We start from the raw sequence: 25,828 nt of genomic DNA, 5'->3' as shown, positions 1-25,828 counted from the left end.
ATGGCGACGGCGGTCCTGCTCGACGGCTCCGGGCTCACGTGCGCGCAGGTCCACGACGTCGCCCACGGCGGCGCCCGCGTCGAGCTCGGCTCCCTGGACCGGGCGCGGGCCGCGTGGGTGACCGCCCAGGAGCTGACCGGCCCGGTGTACGGGCGCAGCACCGGGGCGGGCGCCAACAAGGACGTCCCGGTCCGGGAGCCCGGCCTCGGCCTGCTGCGCAGCCACGCCATCGGCGCCGGTCCCCCGATCGAGCCGGCCCGTGCGCGGGCGATGCTCACGGTCCGGCTCAACCAACTGCTCGCGGGCGGCTCGGGGCTCGACCCGGCCGTCCTTCCCGTGCTGGCGGCGGCGGTCAACGACGGTTTCGTCCCGCCGGTCAGCACGTACGGGGCCATCGGCACCGGCGACCTCACCGCCCTCGCCACGACGGCCCTGTGCCTGCTCGGCGAGCTCCCCTGGCTCCACTCCCCGGCCGTCCCCGCCCCCGCGCCTGCCGAGCCGCGGTTCGCGCTCGCCTCCGAGGACGCGCTGCCGTTCATCAGCTCGGGCGCCGCCACCCTGGCCGACGCCGCCCTCGCCTGCCACCGGCTCCGCGCCCTCCTCGACGGCGCCGTGGACGTGGCCGCCCTGTCCTACACCGCCATCGGGGCCTCGGCCGAGCCACTGGCCGCCGTCGTGCAGGAGGCCCGCCCGCATCCCGGGCAGGCCGCGGTCGCGGCCCGCCTGCGCGGCCTCCTCGCCCGCGAGCAGGCCGCCCGCATCCAGGACCCGTACGGCTTCCGCGCCTTCGCCCAGGTCCACGGCGCCGCGCTGGACGCGCTCGGCCGCGCCCGCGAGGCCGTCGAGACCGACCTGAACGCCGCCGCCGAGAACCCGCTCATCGCCGGCTCCCTCGCCTGGCACAACGGCAACTTCCACGCGGCCCCGGTCGCCCTCGCCCTGGACGGTCTGCGCGCCGCGGTCGCCCAGACTGCGCAGCTCAGCACCGCGCGCCTGGCCACCCTCATGGACCCGGACTACACGGGCCGCCACCGCTTCCTCGCCGACCGGCCGGGCGCGTCCGGCGTGCTGATCCTGGAGTACGTCGCCCAGGACGCCCTCGCCGAGCTCCGCCACCTCGCCGCCCCGGTCACGACCGGCACCGCGGTCATCTCGCTCGGCGTCGAGGACCACGCCAGTTTCGCCACCCAGGCGGCCCGGCACGCGCTGCGCTGCCTCGAACCCCTGGAGATCGTCCTGGCCTGCGAGCGCACGGCGGCCACCCGCGCCCTCCATCCACCGCCGCCCGACCGCACCCTGACCGACGACCTCACCGCCTCCCGCCAGGCCCTCACCTCGGGCGGGTGACCAGGGAGCTCAGGGGCGAGGGGCGGTCGAGGCGCGCGGGCGCAGGGTCGGGGCCTGGACGACGCGGCGGCGGCGGGTCGCCCCGTCGGCGGCGGCGGCCGTGAGGCGGACGGCGGCGCGGACGATCCCGTCGATGTCCCAGTCGACCGTCGTCAGCCCCGGCGTCAGCAGCCCCGACATCGGATGGTCGTCGTAGCCCATGACGGACACGTCGCCGGGGATCGACAGCCCGAGCTCCTGCGCCGCCGCGTAGACGCCGTAGGCGATCGAGTCGGCGAAGCAGAAGACGGCGCTCGGCTTGCGGTCGAGCAGGATGTCGCGGGCGGCCGCGGTGGCGGCGGTCATGCCGTGGGGCGCGGTGGTGACCGCGATGTCGAGCCCCAGGCGCTCGGCCTCGGCGGTGACGTGGACGTCGGCGGGCCGGTCGGGGGTGCTGGGCCGGGTGGGGGTGAGGACGGAGATGCGCCGGTGGCCGAGGTCGCGCAGGTGCTCAAGGGCGAGGGTGACGCCGCGCCGGTTGTCGAAGACGACCTCGCCGGCCGTGCCGGGCAGCGAGTCGCCGATCGCGATCACGGGCAGCGACTCGCACAGCTCGCTCCAGAACCCGGCCGACGGGTCGAGCGGCTGCACGATCAGGCCGTCGACGCGCTGGTCGCGGAGCTGCTGCGCGAGGACGCGCTCACGGGCGGGGTCGCCGACGGCGTCGAGGATCAGGGCGTAGCGGTCCTTCTCCCGCAGCCCCCTGCTGATGCCGACCGCCAGCGACTGCTGCCAGAGGTCTTCGAGCGATCCGCAGAGCAGCCCGATCATCCCGCTGCGCCCGCTGGCCAGGGCCCTGGCGATGGGGTCGGCCTCGTAGCCCAGCTCGGCCGCCGCGGCGCGCACGCGCTCCATGGTCTCCTCCGAGACCTGAAGGCCGCGCAGCGCGTAGGAGACGGCCGCCGGCGACAGGCCGGTGGCCTGGGCCACCTCACGGATCGTCGCTCTCTTGCGAGGCATTGGACCAGCCTATGGCCTGCCACCGACAGAATCGGGCTTCCCCGGGAGTGAGCGCGACGGGCCGGCCGTTGACAGCGATCAGGTGAAGCGTTTCACTGAACCGTATCACTGAATCGCTTCACTCTCTCGGTGTCCCTGGACAGCAGGTTTGTATGTAATATCAGTAGGAAATGAAGGGAGGGGTGATCGTGAGCGGTGGGATCGACGTCCATCAGCATCTGTGGACGGGTGCGTTCGTGGCGGCGTTGCGGGCGCGCACGGCCCCGCCCCGGCTCGACGGCTGGACGCTGATCCTCGACGGCGAGCCGCCTTACGAGGTGAACCCGGCCGACCACGAGCACCGCGACACCACCGGCCTGGACCTGGCGCTCGTGTCGCTGTCGAGCCCGCTCGGCATCGAGTTCCTGCCGCCGGAGGAGAGCTGGCCGCTGCTCGACGCCCACCATGAAGGGGCGCTCGCGCTCGGCGAGCCGTTCGGGGTCTGGGCGGCCACCTGCCACAGCGAGCCCGATCCCGACCGGCTGGCGGCCGACCTCGACCGCGGCTGCGCCGGGCTGCAGATCCCGGCGACGGCCGTGCCCGACGACCGGCTGCTGGAGGTGCTGACCGACCGCGACCTGCCGCTGTTCGTGCACCCCGGCCCGGCGCGCGTCCCCGAGGGAGCGCCGCCGTGGTGGCCTGCGGTGGTGCCGTACGTACAGCAGATGCACCAGGCGTGGCACCACTTCCAGGCCGTCGTCCGGCCCCGGCACCCGAGGCTGCGCGTGTGCTTCGCGCTGCTCGCCGGCCTCGCGCCGCTGCACTCGGAGCGGCTGCTGGCCAGGGGCGGGACCGGCCGGGGCCTGGTCGATCCCGGCGCCTTCGTCGAGACCTCCTCCTACGGCCCCCGCGCGATCGACGCGATCGTCAGGGAGCTCGGCGTCGACGTCGTCGTCAACGGCTCCGACGCCCCCTACGCCACCGCACCCGACCCGGGCCTCGGCGCCGCCGCCGCCCACGCCATCCGCGTCACCAATCCCCGCCGCCTGCTGGGCATCCGTCCCGGGGCGACCGTTCCACCGTCCAGAGAGGAGACACGTACGTGAGCACCGACCAGATCCAGCAGGACGGGGGGACCTGCCACGCCCTCCCCGAGCGCACGCTCGACCGGCGCGAGCTGCGCGACCTGGTGGACCGGCTGGCCGCCAGCCCGCAGGAGTGGGCGGAACTGGTGGACTTCCCCGAGGACGGCGGGCGGCACTACGCCTCGCTGCACCGCGACGCGTACGTGGACGTATGGGTCCTGTGCTGGCGTCCCGAGGACGACACGGGCTGGCACGACCACGACATCTCCTCGGGGGCGGTGCGCGTGGTGCAGGGGGCGCTGCGCGAGTGCAATCCGCGCATCGGCGGCGAGCACCTGGAGACGGTGGTCACGGAGGGGCAGTCGTTCTCGTTCGGGCCCGACCACATCCACCGGCTGACCGGGGCGGTGGAGCGCAGCGTCTCCATCCACGCCTACTCGCCGCCGCTCTGGCGGCTCGGGCAGTACTCGATCGACGGCACCGGGGTGATGCGGCGCGTGTCCGTGAGCTACGCCGACGAGCTGCGGCCGCTCGACGACGCCGGGGTGCCCGCCGAGGTGGCTGCCGGGGTGGCCATCGGGGTGGCCTGACGTCAGCGCGGGCGCAGCACGCAGCAGCTCGCGCAGGGCTCCACGCCGGGGAGTGTGATCCACAGGCAGCAGGTCCTGCGGAAGTAGCCGTCGCCCGCCGGCTCGATCAGGCCGTCGACCGGCGGGCCGATCCGCCTGAGCAGCTCCATGTAGTCGCCGGGCACGACGGAGGTCAGCGGCTGCGCGAACGCCTCGGCCGTCGAGCCCCACAGCGTGCGCTCGCCCACCCTGGCCCGGCGGCTGATGGCGGTCACCAGCGGCTGCTGGGCCTCGGCCAGCGACTCGCCGATGGCGTCCGTGCCCACGGTCCAGGTGACGCGGGTGGCCGCGATCGTCACGCCGGCCTCGGAGACCTTGAACCAGGTCTCGGCCGGCCGCATGACCGGCACCCGTCCGTCGAGCGCCCAGCCGAGCGCCATCGGCAGCGTGTGCCAGTAGCCGTACGTCTTCCAGAACAGCGCCGCGCCGACGTGGTGCGGCGCGTTCCAGCGCCGGGCCGTCTCGTCGATCAGCTCGTCCAGCAGCGTGTAGGGCTCCCGCATCAGCTCCGTGACCGGTGTCCAGGTGTCGTCCGGCTCGATGACCAGGCCGGGCTCGACCCCGAGCACGCCGCCGCGGTCGTCGGCCATGCGCTGGAGCACGTCGGTCAGCACCCCGGAACCCCTTTCCGTACTCTTCACGGTCGGCCCGGCCCCAAAGTAGCAGGGCGGCCGGCGAACCAGCCGGCCACGATCTGCACCGCCAGCACCCCCAGCGCCACCGTGAGCGGCACGTTCCAGCCGCCGGACAGCTCGCGCAGGTAGCCGAAGAGCAGCGGGCCGAGCGCGGCGATCACGTACCCGACCGACTGGGCCACGGCCGACAGCGCCGTCACCGCGGCCGGGTCCGCCGGGCGCAGCGCGATGATGAGCAGCGCGAGCGCGAACGACGCGCCCTGCCCGAGCCCGAGGACGATCATCCACAGCCACGGGAGGGTCGTCGGCGCCAGCAGCACGCCGAGGTAGCCGAGCACGGTCAGCACGCCCGAAGCCACCACGTACGGCACCTGCGAGGCCCGCCGCCCGGCCAGCACAGGGACCGCGAGCGAGGCGGCGACCTGCACCAGGTTCGTCAGGCTGAGCAGGTAGCCGGCCTGCTCGGCGGGCACGCCCCGCTCCATGAAGATCGTCGGCAGCCAGGCCAGGACCACGTAGAAGGTGAGGGACTGCAAGCCCATGAGCGCGGTGACGTACCAGGTGACGCGGCTGCGCAGCACCGTGCGGAAGGGACGCGGGCCGCTCGGCTGAGGGGGCTGCGCGCGCAGCGCCTGCGGCAGCCAGAGCAGCGCCCCCAGCAGGGCGGGCACGGCCAGCAGCGCCGTCACCCCGCGCCAGCTGAACCCGGTGAGCCGCTCGACCGGGATCACCGCCGCCGAGGCGATGGCCGCGCCGGCCACCACGGCGGAGACGTAGACGCCGGTCATCACGTTGATCCGGGTCGGGAAGTGCTGCTTGACGACGCCGGGCATGGAGACGTTCATGACGGCGATCGCGGTGGCGGCCAGCGCCGAGCCGAGGTAGAGCATCGGCGCGCCGTCGAGCCCGCGCAGCGCCACGCCGCAGGCGATCACGAGCAGGCCGGCCAGCAGCGTGCGGTCGAGCCCGATCCGCCGCGCCAGCACGGGCGCCACCGAGCCGAACACGCCCAGGCAGACCACCATCACCGTGGTGATCGCGCCGCCGCCCGCGGGCGAGAGGCCCACGTCGCCCATGATCTCGTCGAGGAGGGGGGAGACGCCCGCGATGGCCGGGCGCAGGTTGAGCGCGGCCAGCACGAACCCGGCCACGAGCACCACAGATCGCAACGACATAAGCGTCCACTCTGGCACACGCCCTGACAGCGTTGTCCGCCCCCGTACGGTGAGACATGATCCAGGCGTGAGACCGACGATGAAGGACGTCGCCACGGCGGCGGGGGTGGCGCTGAAGACCGTGTCGCGGGTGGTCAACGGCGAGCCCGGCGTCCATCCGGCCACGGCCGAGCGGGTGCGCGCGGCCATCGACCGGCTGGGTTACCGCCGCAACGAGAGCGCGCGGGTGCTGCGCAGGGGCAGGACCGCGACGATCGGGCTGGTCATCGAGGACGTCGCCGACCCGTTCTACGCGGGACTCAGCCGGGCCGTCGAGGACGTCGCGATCGCGCACGACTGCCTGTTGCTCAGCGGCTCGTCCGGGGAGGAGCCGGGGCGCGAGCGCGAGCTGGTCGAGACGTTCTGCGCGCGGCGGGTGGACGGGATCGTCGTCGTGCCGGCCGGGGCCGACCACGGCTATCTGCGGCCGGAGCTGGACGCGGGCACGAAGGTGGTCTTCGCCGACCGGCCGCCGGGGGCGGGGCTCGACGCCGACACCGTGCTCGCCGACAACGCGGGCGGGGCCGGGCGGGCCGTACGCCACCTGCTCGGGCAGGGGCACGAGCGGGTCGCCTTCGTCGGGGACGCCCCGGCCATCTACACCGCCGCCGAGCGCCACCGCGGCTACCGGGACGCGCTGGGCGACCGGTACGACCCCCGCCTGGTCGCGATGCGGCCGCCCGCCGAGGAGGCGATGCGGGCGGACCTGGAGCGCATGTTCGCCCTGGACCGGCCGCCCACCGCGCTCTTCACGGGCAACGGGCGCTGCACGGTGACGGCGCTGCGGGCGCTCGCCGGGCGGAAGGTGGCACTGGTGGGCTTCGACGACTTCGAGCTGGCCGACCTGCTGCGGCCAGGGGTGACGGTCGTGGCGCAGGACCCGGCGTGGATGGGACGGGTGGCGGCCGAGCTCCTGTTCCGCCGCCTGCTCGGCGACGAGGGCCCGCCGGAGCACATCCGGCTCCCGGTCCGCCTCATCCCGCGCGGCTCGGGCGAGCTTCCGCCGTGAATGCTCAGCGCGCGTGACTCGGGCGGGGTTCCGCCGTGAGTGCCGGCGGGCGCAGGATGCCGGTGAGGGTCAGGGCCACCAGGATGCCCGCGACGCCCGCGACCGCGATGGCCGTCGCCGGGCCGGCGGCCTCGCCGAGCGCGCCGACGGCCGCCGCGCCCAGCGCCTGCCCCGTCATCAGCCCCGCCGACTGCAGCCCGAACGCCTGCCCGCGCGTCTCCTCCGGCACCGCGTCCACGAACCGCCGCTGCAGCCCGAGCTGGTACGCCAGCCCCGCCGCCCCCAGCGCGGCCAGCACCGCGGCCCAGCCCACGCCGGGCGCGAGCGCGAAGCCCACCCAGGGCGCCCCGAGCAGCACCGCGAGCGGCAGCGACAGCCGTTCGCGCAGCTCGGGACGGGCGAAGCGGCCCACCACGAACTCGCTCACCGCCATCCCGCCCGCGGCCGCCGCCAGCACCATCCCGGCCTGGCCCTCGCCGCCGAGGTAGGGCACGACCATGGCCTCGGCCCCGGCCACGCACACGCACGGCAGCCATTGGGCGAGCAGCAGTCCCCGTACCCGCCGGTCGCCGACCAGCCGCCGGTTCACCCGCAGCGTCTCGCGCACCGCGTCCCCCCACCCGGACAGCACCCGCCCGGCCTCCCGGACGACCCGGGCCGGCCGATGCGGCAGGCCCACGCGCAGCACCACGGCCGCCACGACGGACAGCGCCGACGTGACGACCAGCCCCCCGGACGGCCCGGTGACCGCCAGGAACGCGCCTCCGGCCGCGAGCCCCACGATCTGCGCGCTCGCCGAGGCCACGTTGAGCACCGACCGCCCCAGCACGAACGCGTCCCCGGGCAGCACCTCCGGCAGCATGGCGGCCCGCGCCGCCATGAACACCGGCGAGAACAGCCCGGTGACCAGCACGAGCGCCAGCAGCGCCCACACCGGCAGCTCCGCGTACGCCAGCACGAGGCAGGTCACCGCCCGCACCACCTCGCCGGCGATCATCAGCGCCCGCGGCGCGACCCGGTCGGCCAGCGACAGCAGGAACAGCCCGCCCACGATGAACGGCAGCCACCCCGCCATGTACGCCGCCGCCGACAACCCCGCCGACCCGGTCCGCGCGTACACCAGCACGGACAGCGCCAGCATCTTGACCACGTCCCCGGCGATGAGCAGCACGAAGCTGCCGAACAGCACCCGGAACTCCTTGACGGCGAACACCTCGCCGAACGTCGCGCCCTTCACCCGACCGATGGTGCGGACCGCACCGCCACTCGCGCGACTTCTTCGGATATAACCGAAAGGTGCCGGTGCGCATCGACGTGACCTCGCAGGACCTGATGGCCAGCAGGTTCGCCATCTCCCCGCTGATCGAGACCATGCACGCCCAGTGGATGCTGGCCGGGCGCGTCCAGGCGGGCCCGCACGCGGAGTGGGTGGAGCGGTGGCGGGGCACGTACGCGCGGCTCGCCGCCCGCCACCCGGCGCTGCGGGCCGCGGCCGCGGTCAGCGGCAACATCGGGGCGGCGAACGTCGACTTCATCGCCCCTCCCCCGACCGCCGTGGACGTCGCCTTCGCCGACGAGCTGGCCGCCGTGCGCGCCACCCCGGTCGCGCGGGCGCACGCCGAGATCGAGCGGGTGCTGGCCCAGCGCCCGCCGGTCACCGGCTGGGTACGGGACCTGCTGCTCGGCCCGGAGGTGGTGGAGCTGTTCGCGGAGGCGTACGAGGCGCTGTGGACCGACATCCTCGTCCACGACTGGGCGCGCCTCCACGCGATCCTGCAGCGGGACGTGGCCTATCGGGCGGGCCGGCTGGCCGCCTACGGCTGGGCGGCGGCCCTGGACGACCTCAGCCCACGGGTCCGGTGGCGGCGGAGCGGGCACATCGAGGTGCGGATGCTCTCCGGGCGCGAGGAGCGGCACGACCTCGGGGGCAGGGGCCTGCTGTTCCTGCCGTCGGCGTTCATGACGTCCATCGCCACCTATCTGGACGAGTCGTGGCCGTACGCGCTGCTCTATCCCGCGCGCGGGCTGGGCGCGGCGCCGCCCCGGGCCGACGCCGGCCTGGCGCTGCTGATCGGCCGCAGCCGGGCCCGCATCCTCGCCGAGCTGGCCGAGCCCGCGACGACCACGCAGCTGGCCGCGCTGCTGGGCCAGAGCCCCGGCACGACGGGCGAGCACATCGCGGCCCTGCGCCGCACCGGTCTGATCGCGGGGGCCCGCGTGGGCCGCGGGGTGCTCTACACCCGAACGCCGCTCGGCGACGCTTTGATCAACGGCTAGCCTGGGACATCAAAGGTATGCTCGTTGAGCATCAGTTCTGCAAACCTGTTCAAGGAGGGCGCATGAACGCCGCCGACGCCGCCCCCGACACCCAGCAGGCCAGGTTCCCGCACGAGCTGATGTACGCGGCGGCGCAGCAGTACTACCTGGAGGACGCCACCCAGGGCGACATCGCCAAGCGGCTCGGCGTCTCCCGCGCGACCGTGAGCCGGCTGCTCACCGAGGCCCGCAGGCAGGGCATCGTCGAGATCAGGGTGCACCGCCCCGACACCATGGCCGACGGTCCGCTGGCCGACGAGGTGGCCCAGGCGCTCGACCTGCGCCGGGTCCACCTGGTGCCCAAGGTCAGCGGCCCGGCGCTCGGCCCGTGGCTCGCGCCCGGGGTGGCCCGCGCCCTCGCCGGCGTGGGGCTGGAGTCGGGCGACGTCGTGCTGGTCGCCTCCGGCACCACCGTGTACGAGTGCGCCCGCGAAGGGCTCGGCCAGTTCCCCGGCGTCACGATCGCCCCGGCCGTCGGCGGCCAGGAGGAGCCGCAGCCCTGGTTCCAGACCAACGAGACCACCCGCATCCTGGCCGAGCGCGTCGGCGGCGTGCCCGCCTACCTCTACGCGCCCGCGCTGCCCGGCCCCGAGCTGTTCTACTCCCTCCAGCACGAGCCGTCCGTGCGCCGGGTGATGGACCTGTGGGCGCGGGCCAAGTGCGCGCTGGTCGGGGTCGGCTCGGCGCCGCTCATGCGGCAGATGGTGCCCTCGCTCATGCCGCGCGACGCCGAGAGCCTGCGCCGGGCCGTGGGCGACGTGTGCATGCGGGTCTACGACCGCGACGGCGAGCCGGTGACGTACCCGGGGAGCGAGCGGCTGGTGGCCGCCAAGCCCGAGGAGCTGCGCCGCATCCCGTCCGTCATCGCGGTCGCGGTGGGCGCGGAGAAGGTCCTGTCGATCGTGGCCGGCGCCAGGGGCGGCTACTTCAACGAGCTCGTCACGGACACCCCGACGGCCGAAGGGCTGGTGGCCGCCGCCCACCAGCTCTAGCCGCACTGAACAAGTGTGCTGGACAAAGTTTCTGACGGCACGCTAACGTCGTCGCGTGAGCAGCGAGGGCAGGACCTGATGGCGGTCGTCTGCGTGGACGCCGGCACCACGGTCATCAAGGCGGTCGCCTACGACCACACCGGCGCGGAGTCGGCGCTCGCCCGCCGCGCCACCGCCGTCTCCCGCCCCGCCCCCGGCCATGCCGAGCAGGACATGGGCGCGGTCTGGGACGCGGTCGCGGCCACGGTGCGCGAGGTGGCCGCCGCCGTCGCCGAGCCGGTCGAGCTGGTCGCCGTCACCGCCCAGGGCGACGGCTGCTGGCTCGTGGACGCGGACGGCGAGCCGACGGGACCCGCCGTCCTCTGGAACGACGCCCGCGCCGCCGCCACGGTCGACGCCTGGACCCGCGACGGCCTGGCCGCCGCGGCCTTCAAGATCAACGGCTCCTCGGCCGCCTCCGGGCTGCCGCACGCCGTCCTCTCCTGGCTGCGCGCCCACGACCCTGCCAGGCTCGACCGGTCGGCCGCCCTGCTCACCTGCGGCGGCTGGATCTGGTCGCGGCTCACCGGGGAGCTCGCGGCCGAGGAGTCCGACGCCTCCGCGCCGTTCATGGACCTGCGGGCGCGGGCGTACGCGCCGGAGCTGCTGAGCCTGTTCGGCATGGAGTGGGCCGGACGGCTGCTGCCGCCGGTGCGCTCCTGCCCGGTCGCCGGGCTCACGCGGCGGGCCGCCGACGCGCTCGGCCTGCGCGCCGGCGTTCCCGTGGTGATGGCCCCGTACGACATCGTGACGACCGCGCTCGGCGCGGGCGCGGTCGCTCCGGGCCAGGCGTGCGCCATCCTCGGCACCACCCTGTGCACCGAGGTCGTCGCCGAGTCCCCGGCGCTGGACGGCGAGCCGACCGGCATCACGATCGCGCTGCCCGGCGGCTACCTGCGGGCCTTCCCCACGTTCGCCGGGACCGAGGTGGTGCAGTGGACCTGCCGGCTGCTCGGCCTCGGCGGCCCGGAGGAGCTGGGCGAGCTGGCCGGGCGGAGCGAGCCCGGCGCGGGCGGGCTCGCGTTCCTGCCCTACCTGTCGCCGGCCGGGGAGCGGGCGCCGTTCTCCGACCCGCTGGCGCGGGGCGCGCTGCTGGGCCTGTCGTTCGAGCACGGGCCCGAGCAGATCGCGCGGGCCGCGCTCGAAGGGCTCACCCTGGTCATCCGCGACTGCCTGGCCGCCACCGGCACGGACCCCGGCGAGCTGCGGGTGTGCGGCGGCGGCTCGGCCAGCGCCACCTGGCTCGGCCTGATCGCCGACGTCACCGGGCTGCCCGTGCGGCGGCCGGCCGACGCCGAGGTGGGGGCGCGCGGCGCGTACGTGGCGGCGCTGGCGGCCACGGGAGCGGCCCCGTCGCTCGCCGCGGCGGCGGCCGAGCACGTACGCCTGCGCGACGCCGTCGAGCCCCACCCGGCCCGCCGCGCCCGCTACGACCGGTTGTTCGAGGACTTCCTGACGCTCCGCGCGGGCCACGCGGGCGCCTGGCCGCTGCTGGCCGAGATGCGGGGCCGGGCATGAGCGTGTGGATCGGCGTCGACCTCGGCACGCAGAGCGTGCGCGCCCTGGTCGTCGGCGGCGACGGCGAGGTGGCCGGCGCCGCCGCCCGCCCGCTCACCAGCCGGCGCGAAGGACCCCGCCACGAGCAGGACCCCGAGCAGTGGTGGCGGGAGCTGGCCGCCGCCACCCGCGAGGCGCTGGCCGGCGTGGCCCCGGAGCGGGTGCGGGGCGTCGCGGTCGCCGCGACCAGCGGCACGATCCTGCTCACCGACGCGGCCGGCCGCCCGCTGACGCCCGCCCTCATGTACGACGACCGCCGCGCCTCCGCCGAGCGCGCCAACGAGGCGGGCGCGGCCGTGTGGGAGCGCCTGGGCTACCGGCGCATGCAGCCCAACTGGGCGCTGCCGAAGCTGCTCTGGCTCCTCCGCGACGCCCCGGCGGGCGCCCGCGCCGCCCACCAGAGCGACTTCGTCAACCGGCGGCTGGTCGGCCACGAGGTCGCCACCGACCTCGGCAACGCGCTCAAGACCGGCGTGGACCTCGAAGCCGAACGCTGGCCGGACGAGGTGCTCGGCCTGCTGCCCCCGGGCGTGCTGCCCGAGGTGGTCCGGCCCGGCGCGCTCCTCGGCACGGTCTGCGCCGAGGCCGCCGCAGAGACCGGCATCCCGGCCGGCACGCCGGTGGTCGCGGGCTCCACGGACGGCTGCGCGGCCCAGCTCGGCGCGGGCGCGACCAGCGTCGGGAGCTGGAACTCGGTGCTCGGCACCACGCTGGTGCTGAAGGGCGTGACCGAGGAGCTGATCCACGACCCGCTCGGCGTCGTCTACTCCCACCGCGCCCCCGACGGCTCCTGGCTGCCGGGCGGCGCGTCCAGCACGGGCGCGGGGGTCCTGTCCCGCGACCTGCCGGGCCGCGACCTCGACGCGCTCAGCGCGGCGGCCGCCCGCAGGGAGCCGGTCGCCGCCGTGACCTACCCGCTCGTCTCGCGCGGGGAGCGCTTCCCGTTCGACGCGCCCGCCGCCGAGGCGTTCACGCTCGGCGAGCCCGCCGACGACGTCGAACGGTACGCCGCGATCCTGCTCGGCGCGGCGTTCGTGGAACGGCTGTGCTTCGACTATCTGGGCCTGCTCGGCGCGCCCGTGGACGGCGAGATCATCCTCACCGGCGGGGCCACGCGCAGCGACCACTGGACCCGGCTGCGCGCGGGCGTCCTCGGACGTCCCGTGACGCTGCGCGAGAACGCCGAGCCCGCGCTCGGCATGGCCGTGCTGGCCGGCGGCGACCCGGCCCGCATGATCAGGACCAGGGCGGTGGTCGAGCCGTCCGGGGCCGGGCGGCCGGAGCTCTACCTGCGGTTCGTCGCCGAGCTCGAACGGCGCGGCTGGCTGGACCCGTACGTCGCCGCACACGCCCGCGAGAGGACCACCCGATGACCGACCTCGTGCTCGTCCGCCACGGCGAGACCGTCTGGCACGCCGAGAACCGCTACGCGGGCGTCAGCGACGTCGAGCTGACCCCGCGCGGCCACGAGCAGGCGGCCAGGCTCGCCGAGTGGGCCGCGGACGCGGGGCTGACGGCCGTCCTCGCCTCCACGCTCAGCCGCGCCGTGATCACCGCCACCGCCGCCGCCGAACGGGCCGGCCGCGAGCTGCGCACCGACCCGCGCCTCGTGGAGCTGGACTTCGGCCAGGGCGAGGGGCTGACCTCGGCGGAGATGGCGGCGCGCTTCCCCGAGGCGCGGGCCGCGTTCGAGGCCGACCCGGCCGCGCATCCGCTGCCCGGCGGCGAGGACCCGCGCGCCGCCGCCGAACGGTTCGTGGCCGCGCTGCGGGACGCCGCGGCGGCGCACCCCGGCGGGCGGGTGCTGGTCGTGGCGCACACGACGGCGATCAGGCTGGCGCTCTGCGCGCTGATCGGGGTGCCGCTCGGCGAGTACCGGCGGCTGTTCCCGCGCCTGGACAACTGCGCCCTGACCGAGCTGCGGCTCCGCGACGACGGACGGCCCGCGCTGCTTCACTACAACTGCCCGATGGGAGCCGTTCGTTGACCATCCGAGTCCTTGCCGCAGGTGACCACTTCGTCACCAACCGCCTGCTGGTGGACGCGCTGCGGCGCGAGGTCCCCGGCGAGGTGGACGTCCGCGAGCTGACGCTGCCGTGGCCGGTGGTGCCGTTCGGCCGCGTCGGCGAGGTGGACGAGGCGTCGGACGTCGAGGACGAGCTGATCGAGGCGCTGCGTGACGTCGAGGTCTGCGTGACCCAGATGGCCCCGCTGACCAAGCGCGTCCTCGACGCCTCCCCCGCCCTGCGGCTGTTCTGCGTCAGCAGGGGCGGTCCTGTGAACGCGAACCTGGAGGCGGCGGCGCGGGCCGGGGTCCGGGTGACGTTCGCGCCGGGCCGCAACGCGGTGGCCACCGCCGAGCACACGCTCGCCATGCTGCTCGCCGCGACCCGCCGCATCCCCCAGACCCACGCCGACCTGGCCGGGGGCGTGTGGCGCGGCGACTACTACACCTACGACAACGTGGGCCCCGAGCTGGAGGGCGGCACGGTCGGCCTGGTCGGCTACGGCGCGATCGGCCGCCGGGTGGCCAGGATGCTGGAGGGGTTCGGGGCCGAGGTGCTGGTGCACGACCCGTACGTGGACGTCCCCGGCAAGGTGGAGCTGCCGGAGCTGCTGCGCCGCTCGCGCTTCGTCTCCCTGCACGCCCGCGCCACCGCCGAGACCGCCGGCCTGATCGGCGCGGCCGAGATCGCCGCCATGCCGCCGGGGTCGGTGCTGGTCAACTGCGCGCGCGGCGCGCTGCTCGACTACGACGCGCTCTGCGACGCGCTGGAGTCCGGCCACCTGTTCGGCGCCGCGATGGACGTCTTCCCCGAGGAGCCGATCCCCGAGGGCTCGCGCCTGCTCACGGCGCCGAACCTGGTCATGACCCCGCACCTGGCCGGGGCGAGCAAGGAGACGGCGGCGAAGGCCGCCGCGATCGTCGCGGCCGACGTGGCCCGCTACGTCCGCGGCGAACCCCTCCTGCACGTCGCTACCCCTTGAGCGCCCCCGCCATGAGCCCGCGCATGAAGAACCGGCCCAGCAGGACGTAGATCACCATCGTGGGGATCGACGCCAGGATCGCCGCCGCCATCTGCTGGCTGTACGGGGTGGCCTGCGCGCCCGCGATGTTGTTGAGCATCACGGTCGTCGGCCAGCTCGTCGGCCCGGTGAGGAAGACGGCGAACAGGAAGTCGTTCCACAGCGAGGTGAACTGCCAGATGACGACCACCGCGATCGCGGGCCCGGACACCGGCAGCACCACCGACCGGTACGCCCGCAGCATCCCGGCCCCGTCCACCCGCGCGGCCTCGATGAGCGTGGTGGGGATCGTCACGTAGTAGTTGCGGAAGATCAGCGTGCAGATCGGGATGCCGTAGACGACGTGGGCGAGCACCAGGCCGGGGATGCCGCCGTAGAACACGCCGTCCAGCCCGGTCAGGTCGTTGAGCCCGACGAGGAGCTGCACCAGCGGGATCATCACCCCCTGGTACGGGATGAACATCCCGAACAGGAACAGCGTGAACAGCACGTCCGCCCCGGGAAAGCGCCACTTCGACAGCACGTAGCCGTTCATGGAGCCGAGCGCGCACGACAGCAGCGAGCCCGGCACGGCCAGCAGCACGCTGTTCCACAACCCAGGGGCGAGCTTCTCCCACGCCACCCGCCACGCCTCGACCGTCCACGTGCGCGGCAGGTTCCACGCCTGGCTCGGGTCGGCCTCGGTGAGCGGCTTGAAGCTGGTGACCAGCAGCACGTAGATCGGGATGAGGAAGACCACCACGAACAGGCACAGCACGCCGAACCGCGTCCACCGGAACACCGCTCCCCGCCGCCCGGCCACCGCCGTCATGACGTCCTCTCCTTGCGTACGGACCAGATGAGGTACGGGATCACGAAGATCGCCACGCTCACCACGATGTAGGCCGCGATCGTGGCGCCCTTGGCCGGGTCGTGGGAGTCGAAGACCGCCACCCACATGAACACCGCCGGCACGTCGGTGATGATCTGCTTGCCGGACACCGCCACGATCAGGTCGAAGACCTTGAGCGAGATGTGCCCCAGGATGATCAGCGCCGACAGCAGCACCGGCCGCAGCAGCGGCAGCACAACGTGACGGTAGACGCCCCACTCGGTGCAGCCGTCCACCCGCGCCGCCTCGCGCAGCTCCTCGGGCACGCCGCGGAAGCCCGCGAGGAACAACGCCATGATGTATCCGGACATCTGCCAGATCGCCGGCAGCGCCATCGCGGCCATGCCCCAGTCCTGGTCACGGAACCACTGCCACTCCGGCAGCCCCAGGTAGCCGAACAGCCGGTTGAGCCCGACGGCCCGCTCCCCCGTCCCCGAGTTCATCAGCCACCGCCACACGATGCCGGTGGCCACGAACGAGATCGCCATGGGGAACAGGTAGATCGCCCGGAACGTCCCCTCGCCCCTGATCCCCTTCTCCATGAGGAACGCCAGCAGCCAGCCGAGCAGCAGCGCCCCCAGCACGAACACGATCGTGAACTGGATCGTGTGGTTCACGGACAGGTGCCAGCGGGGCTGGTCCCAGATGTCGACGAAGTTCTTCAGCCCCACGAACTCGCCCTCGGCCACCTGGCTGTGCTTGTCGGTCATGGCGAGCTGGAAGTTCCAGCCCAGCAGGCCGTACACGAAGACGCCGATCAGGATGATCGACGGGGTGACGAGGAGCAGCCCGGGCAGCCACGTACGTGCCCGCCTCACGATTCTTCCCTCCAGGGACGCGACGGCCGGCCGGGCCGCCGCGTCCCGCTCGATAAGCCGATGAGAGTTATTGGGCGTTGGCCGTGGCCGCGTCGGCGAGCCCCTGCTGGAGGGCCTTGACGTCCTTGCTGCTGATGTAGAGCCCGACCGCCTCGGTGATGGCGGCCAGCCACGGCTGGTTCACCGAGACGCCGTGCTGGACCGAGCCGGCCAGCTTGTTGTCCGACCAGTCCTTCAGCGCGTCGGCCAGGTAGTCGGTGTAGAGGGACCTGTCGGCGTCGGTGCGCGCCGGGATGGAGCCCTTCTTCGGGTTGAAGGCGTCCTGTCCTTCCTTGCTGGCCGCGACCTTGAGCCAGGCGATGGCCCCGTCGCGGTGCTTGGCGCCCTTGGGCAGGGTGAAGCTGTCGGACAGCCAGAGGTAGGTGCCCTCGGTGCCGGGGGCCGGCGCCCAGTCGAAGTCCGTCTTCGAGGTCTTGCCGAGGCCGCCCTCGGGCGGGTTGTGGAAGTAGCCGTAGGCCCAGTCGCCCATGATGTTGAACGCGGCCTGGCCGTCGGCCACCTGCTTGGCCGCGGGCTGCCAGTCGTCCTGCGGGTCGCCTGCGTACGACATGATCTTGTTGAAGCTCTCCAGGGCCTTGGCGACCTCGGGCCCGGCCCAGTTGCCGCCCGGCTTGAACAGCGCGTTGTAGGCGTCGGTGCCGAGGCTGCCGAGCAGCACGTTCTCCAGCAGGTGGGTGACGGTCCACTCCGAGCCGATGGACAGCGGGATCTTGCCCGTGGCCTTGACCTTCTCCAGCGCCGCGATGAACTCGTCGATCGTCTTCGGCGCGGCGGCGACGCCCGCCTCCTTGAGCACGGCCGGGTTGAACCAGAGCACGTTGGAGCGGTGGATGTTCACCGGCACCGAGTAGATCTTGCCGTCCACGCTGATCTGGTCCACGAGCTGCTGCGGGAAGACGTCCTTGAGCTTCAGCTCGTCGTAGAGGAAGGTGAGGTCCTCCAGGTTGCCCGCCTTGATGTAGCCCTGCAGCTCGGCGCCCGCGTGGCCCTGGAAGGTGTCCGGCGGCTGACCGGCCTGGAGCTTGGACTCCAGCAGCGCCTTGGCCTTGTCGCCGGAGCCGCCCGCCACGGCGGCGTCGAAGAAGGAGTAGGTGGAGTTCTGCTGCTCGAAGATCTTCCGCATCTCGGCGAGGCCGTCCGCCTCACCGGGCCCGGTCCACCAGGAGAAGACCTCGACCTGCTGCTTGCCGCCGCCGGCCGCGGGCGGTTCGGAGGTCTCTCCGCCGCCGCCACCGCCGCCGCACGCGGCTAATCCCAGGACGCCCGCCATCATGATCGAGGCGGCTGCCAACCACCGTCGCATCGCACACCATCCCTTCGAAGTCCCCCGAAGCAGGTGATTCTTGACAACGTTGTCAACGGGGCTATCAACCCACTTTCCTTAACAGGACGTCAAGGGATGAGGTGGTAACAGCTCCGCATACTCCCCCTGACGCGGGCGCTTGTTCCTTGTCACTCCGGGGGGCGCGGCGCTCACGCTGGGCACACTTCCTGGCATGCCCGACGAGCCCCTGGAACTCGGCGAGATCTCCTTCTCGGACTGGCACGCCCACACCGGCAAACTGGCCGAGGTCGGCTTCCTCACCATCGCCAGGCGGCTGCCGTCGCTGGTGTCCCAGGCCATGAGCATCGCCTGGCGGGCGAGCCCGCGCGACACCGCGCTGGCGATCACGCTCAACCTGCTCGGCGGGGTGTTCACCGCGTTCGGGCTGCTCGCCACGACCGGCGTGCTCACCGCGCTGTTCAGCGCGGGCCCGACCGCCGACCGGGTGATGGCCGCGCTGCCCAGCCTGGCTCTGGTGGGCGCGGCGGCGGCGCTGCGCGCGGCCGTGCAGGCCGGCGCGGGCTGGGCGCAGGCCCGCCTCGACCCGCAGGTCAGCCGGCTCACTGAGGAGCGGCTGTACGGGCTGACCAGCCGCGTCGAACTGGCCGCCTACGACGACCCCGACTTCCACGACGCGCTCCAGCGGGCCCGGCTGCGCGGCGTGGCCATGGCCGACTCGGTGGTGTCGGCGACCGTGGACGTGCTGACCGCCGCCGTCGGCATCGCCGCCGTGGCCGGCGTGCTGGGCGTGCTGCACCCGGTCCTGCTGCCGCTGCTCCTGCTGGCGGTGCTGCCGGACGCCTGGGCCATGGTCCGCAGCGCCAAGATGCGCTACGCCACCCTGTACGCCCTCATCCCCGCCGCCCGCCGCAAGTGGATCATCGGCGAGCTGCTGGCCGACCGCGACCCCGCGGCCGAGGTGCGCGCGTTCACCATGCGCGGCTTCCTGCTGCGCATGTACGACGCGGTCGCCAAGGTCGAGCAGGACGTGATGCTCGGGCTGGCCCGGCGGCAGACGTACGCGCGGGTCGCGGGCGAGGCGCTGAGCGGCCTCGGCGCCGGCGCCGTCTACGTCGCGCTCGGCGTGCTGCTCGCGATCGGCGCCATCCCGCTGGCCGTGGCGGGCACCGCGGTCCTCGCCATCCGGTCGGCCCAGCAGTCACTGGCCACCCTGATGTACGCCACCAACCGCCTCTACGAGGAGGGCCTGTACTTCACCGACTTCCTGGAGTTCTGCGCCGACGCCGAGCGCCGGGTGCCGGGCAGCCGGGCCACCCCGATGCCGGCCGGCTTCCAGCGCATCACCGCCGCGAACGTCACCTTCACCTACCCCGGCGCCGAGGAGCCCGCGCTGCGCGAGGTCTCCGTCGAGATCAAACGGGGCGAGATCATCGCGTTCGTCGGCGAGAACGGCTCGGGCAAGACCACCCTGTCCAAGATCCTCGCCGGCCTGTACGAGCCCGACTCCGGCACCGTCCACTGGGACGACACCGACCTGCGCCTGGTGGACCCCGACGAGCTGCGCCTGCGCACCGCCGTGATCGCCCAGGACCACACCCGCTGGCCGCTCGCCGCCCGCTACAACATCACGATGGGCACCGACAAGGGCGAGCAGGCCCTGCACTCGGCGGCGACCGTGGCCGGGGCCGACGAGGTGATCGCCGGGCTGCCGCACGGCTACCGCACCCTGCTCGACCGCCGGTTCAAGGACGGCCACGAGCTGTCCGGCGGCCAGTGGCAGCGCATCGCCGTGGCCCGCGGCTTCCACCGCGACGCCGACCTGCTCATCTGCGACGAGCCCACCGCCGCGCTCGACGCCCGCGCCGAGCACGCCCTGTTCGAGCGCATCCGCGGCCACGCCGACGGCCGCACGGTGCTGCTCATCACCCACCGCCTGGCCAGCGTCCGCTACGCCGACCGCATCTACGTGCTGGAGCACGGCCGGGTCACCGAGGAGGGCGACCACGACGCGCTCATGGCCAGGGGCGGCCTCTACGCCGACCTCTACAGTCTCCAGGCCACCGCCTACCGGTGATCACGAGAGGGCGGCCTGGATGACCGCCCGCGCGATCGTCGCCACGGCGGCGGCCCGCGCGCCCGGCCGCTCCAGCACCACCCCGACGGCCACCTCGGGCTGGTCCGCGGGCGCGAACGCGGTGACGAGCGCCTGCTCCTGATCCGGGGCCGCGGACTTCGCCGTCCTGGCGGCCGCCTGGACCGCTGCCGGCGCCGCGCTCGTCCCCGTGCCGCCCGCCCGCGTCACCGTCGTCATCATCGCCGCCAGGTGCCTGGCCAGCGCCGGCGACATCGCCACCCGCCACGGCGCGGGCGCGGACTGGTTGATCACCGAGCCGTCCGGCAGCCGTACCTCCTCCACCAGGTACGGCCGCATGAGCACCCCGCCGTTGGCCACCGCCGCCGACAGCATGGCGATCATGAGCGGCGTGGCGCGGTTGTCGTGGTGCCCGATGGCGGCGAGCGCCGTCTGCGCCCGGTCCATGCTCAGCGGATACCTGCTGGGCGTGGCCGCCAGCGGGATCGCGAGCGGCCCCGCGTTGAAGCCGAACGCCTCCGCCTGGTCGCGCAGCAGGTCCTGGCCGAGCTGCAGCCCGATGCCGGCGAAGGCGGTCTCGCAGGAGACCTGGAAGGCGTAGATGAGGGTCGGGTGGGCGTCGCCGCAGGTGGGGCTGTTGCGCACGGTCTGCCGCCCGCCAGGAAGGGACAGCAGCGCCGGCGCGTCGAGCAGGCTGGAGGGGGTGTACTCGCCCGAGGACAGCGCCGCCGCCGTGGTGACCAGCTTGAACGTGGCCCCCGGCGGATAGGGCCGGTTCAGCGCCCGGTTCAGCAGCGGCCGGCCGGGGTCCTCCCTGAGCCGCCGGCCGGTCGCGTCGAGCAGCTGCCGGTCGAAGGTGGTGAAGGCGTTCGGGTCGTACGACGGGTACGACGCCAGCGCCAGCACCGCCCCCGTCGCCGGGTGCAGCGCCACCACCGCCCCCGGCACCCCGGCCGCCCGCAGCCCCTCGTACGCCGCCCGCTGCGCCCGGTCGCTGATCGTCAGCCGGACGTCGGCCCCCTCGACCTCGCCCGCCCGCACCAGCGAGCGCACCTTGACCCGGGCGTCGGCGCCGGACAGCACCCCGTCCTCGGCCTGCTCCATGCCGGTGGCCCGCTGCAACGACAGATGGCCGGTGACGGCCGCGTAGACCGGCCCGTGCGGGTAGACCCGCCGGAACCGGTAGGGGCCGCCGCCGGACGGGCGGCTCACGGCGACGGGCGTGCCCTCGTAGGTGAGGATGTCGCCGCGCGGGTGGGAGTAACGCTCGATGAGCGGCCGCTCGTTCCTGCGGTCGGCGTTGAGCGCGGACGTGCCGAACGCCTGGATCACGGTGACCTGCCCCAGCAGCGCGAACAGCAGGCCGCCGCACATCAGGGCCACGCGGCCCACCGACTCGTTGATCCTCCCGGCCCGCGCTCCCGCCATAGCTCTCGTTTAACAGCCGGAGCGCAAAGGGCGGGCTAGAGCAGGCTGCGGTAGTAGGAGATCTTGTTGTGGATGTAGTCCTGCCGTTCGGCGAGGTTGGCGATCTGCTCCTGGACCTGCCGGTCGTGCTCCTCCAGCAGTTTGATCCGGTCGGGCACGGTGTGGTCGCCGGCCCGGACGAGCTCGGCGAAGCGGAGCATGGTGGCGATGGGCATGCCGGTCTCGCGCAGGCAGCGCAACGTGCCCAGCCAGCCGATGTCCTCCTCACTGAACCTGCGCTGCCCGGCGGCGTTCCTGTCGACGCGCTCCAGCAGCCCGATCTTCTCGTAGTAACGCAAGGTGTCGAGGGAGAAGCCGGTCTCCTCGACGGCTTCGGCGGGGGTGTACACGCTCACCCCTCCAGGATTTCACCTGGAGCGTGCTCCAGGTCAACCGTTTGACATGGAGCGCGCTCCAGGTCCGAGAGTCGGAGCCATGAGATTCGCACTCGGGACGATCCCCTTCGGCACCAGCGTCGGCCTGGAGGACACCTTCGCCCTCCTCGACCGCTTCCACGAGGCGGGCGGCACGATGCTGGACACCGCCAACAACTACCCGTTCTGGGTCGAGGGCCGCACCGGCGACGAGAGCGAGCAGGCCATCGGGGCCTGGCTGGCCGCCCGCGGCAACCGCGACCAGGTTTTCATCAGCACCAAGGCGGGGGCGCGGCCCACCGTGCCCGGCGACACCACCCTGGACTCGGCCGAGGGCCTGTCGGCCGCCGCCGTGGCGCGGGCGGCGGAGGGCAGCCTGCGCCGGCTCGGCACCGACCGGGTCGATCTGTACTGGGCGCACATCGAGGACCGTTCGGTGCCGCTGGAGGAGACTCTGGGGGCCTTCGACGAGCTGGCGCGGGCCGGCAAGGTCGCGGCCATCGGGGCCAGCAACACGGCGGCCTGGCGGCTGGAGCGGGCGCGGAGCGTGTCGGCGGCGCGGGGCTGGCTGCCGTACACGTACGTGCAGCTCCGCCACACCTACCTGCGCCCGCGGCCGCTCACCAGCCCCGCCGAGGCCGGGCACCGGCTGGTCACGGACGACCTGCTCGACTATCTGGCCGCCGAGCCTGACGTGACGCTGTGGGCGTACAACACGCTGATGTTCGGCGCCTACACGCGGGCCGACCGGCCGATCCCGGAGATCTACGACCACCCCGGCACCACGGCCAGGCTGGCCACGCTGCGCGAGGTGGCCGGGGAGCTGGGCGCCACCCCGAACCAGGTGGTGCTGGCGTGGCTGATGGCCGACGGGATCGTGCCGATCGTGGGGGTGTCGACGATGGCCCAGCTCGACGAGGCGATCGGCGGGGCCGGGCTCAAGCTGGACGCGGAGCTGAAGGCCCGCCTGGACGCCCCCTGCTGACGCCTCAGGGCAGGTGGTCGGCGAGGTAGCGGCGGACGAGCTGCTTGCACTCGGCGATGAGCTGCGGGTCGCCCGCCGGGTCGGCGCGGAAGGCGAGCTTGAGCACCGCGTCGGTGGCCTCCACCGCGACCAGCAGCGCGCGGTCGAGGCCGGACCCGGCGGGCGCGTCCAGCAGCTCCTTGGTGAGCAGGCGCAGCCGGTCGGCGACGATCTCGTTGTTGTCCCTGGCCTCGTCGAGCGCCCGGTGGGTGCCGGCGAGCGCGGGCCCGCCGGGGGCGATGAGCACCTCGCCGAAGTCGACGACGCCGAAGCCCGGGGTGGTGCGCTTCATGTGGACGAACTCGTCGACCGCGAGCTCGACGAGGTCGGTCCAGTGGCCGAGGTCGGCGCCGGCGACGCGCTGCGTGATCCGCTCCAGGAACGCGTCGAGGTTGCGCAGCGCGAGCGCCCGCACCAGGGCCTGCTTGTCGCGGAAGAACTGGTAGAAGGTGCCGATCGGCACCTCGGCGCGGCGCGCGACCTCCTTGGTGGTGAGCGCTTCGTAGCCCACCTCGTCGAGCAGCAGCGCGCACTCGTCGAGCATGCGCTCCACGCGGACCGCACTGCGGCGTTGGGCGGGACGGCGGCGCAACACACTCGTCATGCCTCCATCCTTGCCTATTACCTGCAGGTAAAGGGAATCCACGGTGACGGAGTTAACATGAGCCACACTCGCACCGACTGAGGAGCTCGCATGTTCCTGTGGGGCACCGCCACGGCCGCCTACCAGATCGAGGGGGCCGCCGACGAGGACGGCCGCGGCCCGTCCGTCTGGGACGTCTTCGCCCACGAGCCCGGCCGGGTACGCGACGGCCACACCGGCGACGTGGCCTGCGACCACTACCACCGCTGGCCCGAGGACGTCGCCCTCATGGCCGGCCTCGGCGTCAACGCCTACCGCTTCTCCGTCTCCTGGCCCCGGGTGCTGCCGAGCGGCGCGGGCGAGGTGAACGCCAAGGGACTCGACTTCTACGAGCGGCTGGTGGACGCCCTGCTGGAGAAGGGCGTCCAGCCGGTGCCGACGCTGTTCCACTGGGACCTGCCGCAGGCGCTGGAGGAGCGCGGCGGCTGGCTGAGCCGCGACACGGCCGCGCGCTTCGCCGACTACGCGGCCGTCGTCGCCGCGCGGCTGGCCGACCGGGTGCCGCTGTGGATTACGCTGAACGAGCCGTTCGTGCACATGGCCTACGGCTACGCCATGGGCGTGCACGCCCCCGGCCGGGCGCTGCTCACCGAGGCCCTGCCGGCCGCGCACCACCAGCTGCTCGGGCACGGCCTCGCGGTGCGGGCGCTGCGCGCGGCCGGGGCGCGCGAGGTGGCGATCACCAACAACTGCACCCCCGTGCGGCCCGCCTCGCGGGAGGAGCCCGACCTGCGGGCGGCCGAAGCGTACGACATCCTGCACAACCGGCTGTTCCTCGACCCGGTGCTGCTGGGCGCGTACCCGGACCTGTCGGCGTACCCGCCGGGGCTGGACTGCGTGCGGGACGGCGACCTGGAGGTCATCGCCTCGCCGATCGACGCGCTCGGCGTCAACTACTACAACCCCACCAGGATCGCCGCGCCAGAGGCCGGGGCCGGGCTGCCCTTCGCCGACGCCGGCCTGCCCGGCCACCCCACGACGGCCTTCGGCTGGCCGGTCGTCCCCGACGGCCTGCGCGAGCTGCTCACCGGGCTCAAGGCCCGCTACGGCGCGGCGCTCCCGCCGATCCACATCACCGAGAACGGCTGCTCGCAGGAGGACGTGCTCACCGCGGGCGGCACGATCGAGGACGAGGGCCGCATCGCCTTCCTGCGCGACCACATAGCGGCGATGCGGCAGGCGATGGACGAGGGCGTGGACGTGCGCGGCTACTTCGTCTGGTCGCTGCTGGACAACTTCGAGTGGGCCGAGGGCTACCACCAGCGGTTCGGCCTGGTGCACGTGGACTACGCGACGCTGCGGCGCACCCCGAAGGCGTCCTACCGGTGGTACGCGGAGTTCGTGAGGAGTCAGAACACCGACACGTGAACGTGGTCGTAGTGGTTGGCGGTGACGCCGCCGCGGTCGGACATCATGTCCCAGCCGCCGCCCGAGCGGATGTCGTAGTAGCGCTGCTTCCAGATGATGTACATGACGCCGATGCGGGCGCCGTTGCTGATCAGCCAGGCGGCCAGGGCGTCGCCGTTGGCCGCGTCGGCGCCCGTGGCCATGGTGCCGCCGCGTGACATCATGAAGTCGCAGGCCCGGCCCTTGCCGTGCTCGCCGGGGTCGCCGGGGCGCAGGCAGCCGACGCCGTACTTCATGGGGAAGTTCGCCATGATCTCGGCGCGGACCGCCACCATGCGGGGGGTCAGGCCGTCGGCGCCGCCGGGCTGCTGGAAGCCGAACTTGTTGAGCAGGCGCTGGATCTCGTCGCGCTTGCTCTGCAGCCGCTTGATCTCCCTCTTCATCTTCTGGATCTTGTCGTTGGCGTTGAGCTTCGCCTCTTTCGACTTCTTGATCAGGCGCTGGATGCTCTTGACCTTCTCGGTGCGCTCGACGGCCATGTAGGAGAGGTTGGCGGCCTGGCCCAGGATCTGGTGGGGCTGGGCGCGCAGGCCGAAGAGCTTGGTGGTGTCGAGCGGGCCCAGGATGTAGGAACTCTGGGCGATCCGGCCCACGTCGGCCTGGGCGGCGCGCAGCTGCGCCTCGAGGTCGCCGCTCGTGTCGGTGGCCTTCTTGGCCTGGATCCTGATCTCCTCCAGGCTCTGGATCTGACCACGGTAGAGCTCGTTGAGCTGGGCCGCCTGCTTGGTGAGCCTGCGCAGCTCGGCGGGGCTCGGGGCGGCGGAGGCGGGCGGCGCGCCGGGGAGGGTGAGCAGCGCGGCGAGGACGGCGACCAGAACGGCGACGCGCCCGGTTCTCACACCCGTCCCCTCCTTCATGGTCGGTCCGAAACTATAGAAGATGATCTTGATATCTGTCATCCGAACGACCGAACTGCTGCACCTTTAGCGAGGTTCCGGCGATTTGTCGCAATTAAGGAG

At 73.6% G+C, this 25,828-nt stretch carries 24 protein-coding genes; 13 read left to right on the top strand and 11 right to left on the bottom strand.

All coding sequences use genetic code 11. The features are described 5' to 3' along the window. Positions 1-1,347, top strand: a complete 1,347-nt coding sequence (locus tag AC27IY_RS05755; RefSeq protein WP_487177317.1) for an aromatic amino acid lyase — start codon at positions 1-3, stop codon at positions 1,345-1,347. 9 nt (positions 1,348-1,356) lie between these two features. Here the strand turns inward: AC27IY_RS05755 and AC27IY_RS05750 are convergent, their stop codons facing one another. Next, positions 1,357-2,346 carry a LacI family DNA-binding transcriptional regulator gene (locus tag AC27IY_RS05750; protein ID WP_344206543.1) on the bottom strand — a complete coding sequence of 330 codons (990 nt, stop codon included), beginning with the start codon at positions 2,344-2,346 and terminating at the stop codon, positions 1,357-1,359. A 188-nt stretch (positions 2,347-2,534) separates the two neighbouring features. On the opposite strand from AC27IY_RS05750, the gene AC27IY_RS05745 reads away from it, so the two are divergent. Then, positions 2,535-3,431 carry an amidohydrolase family protein gene (locus AC27IY_RS05745; RefSeq protein WP_423475334.1) on the top strand — a complete coding sequence of 299 codons (897 nt, stop codon included), beginning with the start codon at positions 2,535-2,537 and terminating at the stop codon, positions 3,429-3,431. Next, positions 3,428-4,000 carry a cysteine dioxygenase gene (locus AC27IY_RS05740; protein ID WP_487177316.1) on the top strand — a complete coding sequence of 191 codons (573 nt, stop codon included), beginning with the start codon at positions 3,428-3,430 and terminating at the stop codon, positions 3,998-4,000. Before AC27IY_RS05745 ends, AC27IY_RS05740 begins: the two co-directional genes overlap by 4 nt. A gap of 2 nt (positions 4,001-4,002) precedes the next feature. On the opposite strand, the gene AC27IY_RS05735 is transcribed toward AC27IY_RS05740, so the two are convergent. Both AC27IY_RS05735 and AC27IY_RS05730 read right to left on the bottom strand, forming a co-directional pair. Next, on the bottom strand, positions 4,003-4,653 hold the full coding sequence (locus tag AC27IY_RS05735) for a hypothetical protein (RefSeq protein WP_449953590.1): 651 nt from the start codon (positions 4,651-4,653) through the stop codon (positions 4,003-4,005). Positions 4,654-4,676: 23 nt separating this feature from the next. Beyond that, the gene (locus AC27IY_RS05730) at positions 4,677-5,849 is read right to left on the bottom strand and encodes a CynX/NimT family MFS transporter (RefSeq protein ID WP_487177315.1); all 1,173 of its coding nucleotides are present in this window, start codon (positions 5,847-5,849) and stop codon (positions 4,677-4,679) included. A gap of 67 nt (positions 5,850-5,916) precedes the next feature. Between AC27IY_RS05730 and AC27IY_RS05725 the strand changes: the two genes are divergently transcribed. Further along, positions 5,917-6,897 carry a LacI family DNA-binding transcriptional regulator gene (locus AC27IY_RS05725; RefSeq protein WP_423446356.1) on the top strand — a complete coding sequence of 327 codons (981 nt, stop codon included), beginning with the start codon at positions 5,917-5,919 and terminating at the stop codon, positions 6,895-6,897. A gap of 4 nt (positions 6,898-6,901) precedes the next feature. Here AC27IY_RS05725 and AC27IY_RS05720 read toward each other — a convergent pair whose 3' ends face one another. Continuing rightward, a complete protein-coding gene (locus AC27IY_RS05720; protein WP_487177314.1) occupies positions 6,902-8,134 on the bottom strand; it encodes an MFS transporter in 1,233 nt (410 codons plus the stop codon). Positions 8,135-8,199: 65 nt separating this feature from the next. On the opposite strand from AC27IY_RS05720, the gene AC27IY_RS05715 reads away from it, so the two are divergent. The 6 genes from AC27IY_RS05715 to AC27IY_RS05690 all read left to right on the top strand — a co-directional run bounded on the left by AC27IY_RS05715 (position 8,200) and on the right by AC27IY_RS05690 (position 14,789). Continuing rightward, positions 8,200-9,174, top strand: coding sequence for a helix-turn-helix domain-containing protein (locus tag AC27IY_RS05715; RefSeq protein ID WP_423475346.1), 975 nt, complete (start codon positions 8,200-8,202; stop codon positions 9,172-9,174). Positions 9,175-9,236: 62 nt separating this feature from the next. Beyond that, positions 9,237-10,205, top strand: a complete 969-nt coding sequence (locus AC27IY_RS05710; RefSeq protein ID WP_344206536.1) for a sugar-binding transcriptional regulator — start codon at positions 9,237-9,239, stop codon at positions 10,203-10,205. Positions 10,206-10,283: 78 nt separating this feature from the next. Further along, the gene (locus tag AC27IY_RS05705; protein ID WP_487177313.1) at positions 10,284-11,762 is read left to right on the top strand and encodes an FGGY family carbohydrate kinase; all 1,479 of its coding nucleotides are present in this window, start codon (positions 10,284-10,286) and stop codon (positions 11,760-11,762) included. Then, positions 11,759-13,174, top strand: coding sequence for an FGGY-family carbohydrate kinase (locus AC27IY_RS05700; RefSeq protein ID WP_487177312.1), 1,416 nt, complete (start codon positions 11,759-11,761; stop codon positions 13,172-13,174). Before AC27IY_RS05705 ends, AC27IY_RS05700 begins: the two co-directional genes overlap by 4 nt. Continuing rightward, a complete protein-coding gene (locus AC27IY_RS05695; RefSeq protein WP_487177311.1) occupies positions 13,171-13,788 on the top strand; it encodes a histidine phosphatase family protein in 618 nt (205 codons plus the stop codon). The genes AC27IY_RS05700 and AC27IY_RS05695 overlap by 4 nt, the downstream gene beginning before the upstream one ends. Further along, the gene (locus tag AC27IY_RS05690; protein WP_449953575.1) at positions 13,785-14,789 is read left to right on the top strand and encodes a 2-hydroxyacid dehydrogenase; all 1,005 of its coding nucleotides are present in this window, start codon (positions 13,785-13,787) and stop codon (positions 14,787-14,789) included. Before AC27IY_RS05695 ends, AC27IY_RS05690 begins: the two co-directional genes overlap by 4 nt. Here the strand turns inward: AC27IY_RS05690 and AC27IY_RS05685 are convergent. The 3 genes from AC27IY_RS05685 to AC27IY_RS05675 all read right to left on the bottom strand — a co-directional run bounded on the left by AC27IY_RS05685 (position 14,779) and on the right by AC27IY_RS05675 (position 17,880). After that, entirely contained in the window at positions 14,779-15,639 is an 861-nt protein-coding gene (locus AC27IY_RS05685; protein ID WP_344206531.1) for a carbohydrate ABC transporter permease, read from the bottom strand. The genes AC27IY_RS05690 and AC27IY_RS05685 overlap by 11 nt on opposite strands. After that, positions 15,636-16,517, bottom strand: a complete 882-nt coding sequence (locus AC27IY_RS05680; RefSeq protein WP_344206530.1) for a carbohydrate ABC transporter permease — start codon at positions 16,515-16,517, stop codon at positions 15,636-15,638. The genes AC27IY_RS05685 and AC27IY_RS05680 overlap by 4 nt, the downstream gene beginning before the upstream one ends. 67 nt (positions 16,518-16,584) lie before the next feature. After that, complete coding sequence (locus AC27IY_RS05675) at positions 16,585-17,880, bottom strand: ABC transporter substrate-binding protein (RefSeq protein ID WP_423475357.1); 1,296 nt, start codon at positions 17,878-17,880, stop codon at positions 16,585-16,587. A 193-nt stretch (positions 17,881-18,073) separates the two neighbouring features. On the opposite strand from AC27IY_RS05675, the gene AC27IY_RS05670 reads away from it, so the two are divergent. Continuing rightward, positions 18,074-19,936 (top strand): ABC transporter ATP-binding protein, encoded by a 1,863-nt coding sequence (locus AC27IY_RS05670; RefSeq protein ID WP_423446366.1) that lies wholly within the window; start codon positions 18,074-18,076, stop codon positions 19,934-19,936. On the opposite strand, the gene AC27IY_RS05665 is transcribed toward AC27IY_RS05670, so the two are convergent. Together AC27IY_RS05665 and AC27IY_RS05660 are read right to left on the bottom strand one after the other, a co-directional pair. Next, positions 19,937-21,382 (bottom strand): penicillin-binding transpeptidase domain-containing protein, encoded by a 1,446-nt coding sequence (locus AC27IY_RS05665; RefSeq protein ID WP_487177310.1) that lies wholly within the window; start codon positions 21,380-21,382, stop codon positions 19,937-19,939. A gap of 35 nt (positions 21,383-21,417) precedes the next feature. Further along, positions 21,418-21,777 carry a MerR family transcriptional regulator gene (locus AC27IY_RS05660; protein WP_344206526.1) on the bottom strand — a complete coding sequence of 120 codons (360 nt, stop codon included), beginning with the start codon at positions 21,775-21,777 and terminating at the stop codon, positions 21,418-21,420. 79 nt (positions 21,778-21,856) lie between these two features. Here AC27IY_RS05660 and AC27IY_RS05655 point away from each other — a divergent pair, with 79 nt between their 5' ends. After that, on the top strand, positions 21,857-22,780 hold the full coding sequence (locus AC27IY_RS05655) for an aldo/keto reductase (protein ID WP_487177309.1): 924 nt from the start codon (positions 21,857-21,859) through the stop codon (positions 22,778-22,780). A gap of 4 nt (positions 22,781-22,784) precedes the next feature. On the opposite strand, the gene AC27IY_RS05650 is transcribed toward AC27IY_RS05655, so the two are convergent. Beyond that, entirely contained in the window at positions 22,785-23,423 is a 639-nt protein-coding gene (locus AC27IY_RS05650) for a TetR/AcrR family transcriptional regulator (RefSeq protein WP_364453907.1), read from the bottom strand. A 90-nt stretch (positions 23,424-23,513) separates the two neighbouring features. Between AC27IY_RS05650 and AC27IY_RS05645 the strand changes: the two genes are divergently transcribed. Beyond that, the gene (locus AC27IY_RS05645) at positions 23,514-24,830 is read left to right on the top strand and encodes a GH1 family beta-glucosidase (RefSeq protein WP_487177308.1); all 1,317 of its coding nucleotides are present in this window, start codon (positions 23,514-23,516) and stop codon (positions 24,828-24,830) included. Here the strand turns inward: AC27IY_RS05645 and AC27IY_RS05640 are convergent. After that, on the bottom strand, positions 24,812-25,708 hold the full coding sequence (locus tag AC27IY_RS05640) for a coiled-coil domain-containing protein (protein WP_423475367.1): 897 nt from the start codon (positions 25,706-25,708) through the stop codon (positions 24,812-24,814). The two genes, AC27IY_RS05645 and AC27IY_RS05640, sit on opposite strands and share 19 nt — an antisense overlap. Positions 25,709-25,828 lie beyond the last annotated feature (120 nt).

This window comes from Nonomuraea sp. B208 (assembly GCF_057536035.1).
This window is presented reverse-complemented; position numbering and strand designations above follow the sequence as displayed.